This is a genomic window from Segeticoccus rhizosphaerae (assembly GCF_009192725.1).
Lineage (GTDB): Bacteria > Actinomycetota > Actinomycetes > Actinomycetales > Dermatophilaceae > Segeticoccus > Segeticoccus rhizosphaerae.
Genome location: NZ_VOHR01000519.1, coordinates 1 through 1,699, shown reverse-complemented (window position 1 = coordinate 1,699; position 1,699 = coordinate 1). Strand labels below are relative to the sequence as shown.

The 1,699-nt window shown below is 71.9% G+C and carries 1 protein-coding gene; it reads left to right on the top strand.

The annotated features are described in order from the left end of the window. Positions 1 to 312: 312 nt before the first annotated feature. Positions 313 to 1,699 (top strand): DNA primase (gene dnaG / locus FRW57_RS21295; RefSeq protein WP_152187007.1); only part of this gene is annotated, 1,387 nt, incomplete at its 3' end.

Here is a 1,699-nt window from a genome sequence, read left to right as displayed (position 1 = left end):
CTACGGCGACCGCGTGCCCGCCGCCTTCCCCATGGTGCAGCAGGTCGTGGCGCCGCTGCGCGCGGCCGCGACGGAGGCCGGCGACATCGAGGGACAGCCGCTGTATGCCGGGGTCGGTCACCTCAGCGCACGCGACGAGCCGGCCGCCGAGGTGGTGCGCGACCTCGCCGGCTGACCGCATTCCTGCGGCAGCAGGCGTCGCAGATGACCCCTTCTGCCGCACACGCCGTCCGGGTGCGCGTCACGGTGTCCACAGCGGCGGGCGGGTGACGCGGCGCACCTCCTAGACTCACGGCATACGAAGGAGGGTCCGTGGCCGGTCTGATCAAGACCGAGGACGTCGCGCTCGTCAAGGAGCGCTCGTCGCTCGAGGACGTGGTGCGCGAGCACGTCACGCTGCGCAGCGCCGGTCCCGGGTCGCTCAAGGGCCTCTGCCCGTTCCACGACGAGAAGACCCCGTCCTTCAACATCCGGCCGGCGGTGGGGGCGTGGCACTGCTTCGGCTGCGGTGAGGGCGGCGACGTCATCTCGTTCGTGCAGAAGGTCGAGCACCTCTCTTTCACCGAGGCGGTCGAGCGCCTCGCCGCCAAGCTCGGCATGGAGCTGACCTACGACGAGAGCACCGGGGGACGTCCACGGGGGGAGGGAATCGGCCGACGCGCCCGGCTGATCGAGGCACACCGCGTGGCCGCTGAGTTCTATGCCACGGCGCTGGTCAACCTGCCCGACGCGCGGGCGGGCCGCGACTTCCTGCGCGAGCGGGGGTTCGACCGGCGCGCGGCCGAACAGTTCGGCATCGGTTTCGCGCCGCGGGCCGGGGAGGAGCTCTCGCGGCACCTGCGCGACAAGGGATTCACTGACGACGAGATCACCACGGGCGGCCTGGCCGGGCGCGGCAGTCGTGGACTGTATGACCGGTTCCGCGGGCGGCTGGTGTGGCCGATCCGCGACATCACCGGCGACGTGGTGGGTTTCGGCGCGCGCCGGATCTTCGACGACGACCGGATCGAGGCCAAGTACCTCAACACCTCCGAGACCCCGATCTACAAGAAGTCACAGGTCCTCTACGGGCTCGACCTGTCCAAGAAGGCGATCTCACGCGACCGGCAGGCGGTGGTCGTCGAGGGCTATACCGACGTGATGGCGTGCCACCTGTCCGGCATCGAGACAGCCGTCGCGACCTGCGGCACGGCGTTCGGCGTGGAGCACATCAAGACGCTGCGGCGGATCATGCGTGACGAGGCCGACCAGGCGCCTGCCCGCGTCGTCTTCACCTTCGACGGCGACGCGGCCGGGCAGAAGGCGGCGATGCGGGCCTTCGGGGAGGACCAGCGCTGGGCCTCGCAGTCCTATGTGGCGGTGGCGGCGTCCGGGCAGGACCCGTGCGAGCTGCGGCAGTCCGGCGGTGAGCCGGCGGTGCGGGCCCTCATCGAGGACGCTGTGCCGATGTTCGAGTTCGCGGTTCGCACGACCGTCGGCCGGTTCGACCTCCACTCGGTCGAGGGGAGGGTGCAGGCGCTGCGGGCGGCCGCGCCGATCGTCGCGAGCATCCGGGACCGGTCGCTGCGCCCCGAATACACCCGCACCGTCGCGGGTTGGCTCGGCGTCGAGGTGGAGCAGGTCTCGGCAGAGGTGGCGCGCGCCGGCCGGACGGCCGGGCAGCACCGCGGGCGACCGCGCCAGAGCGAGGTCCGCGACC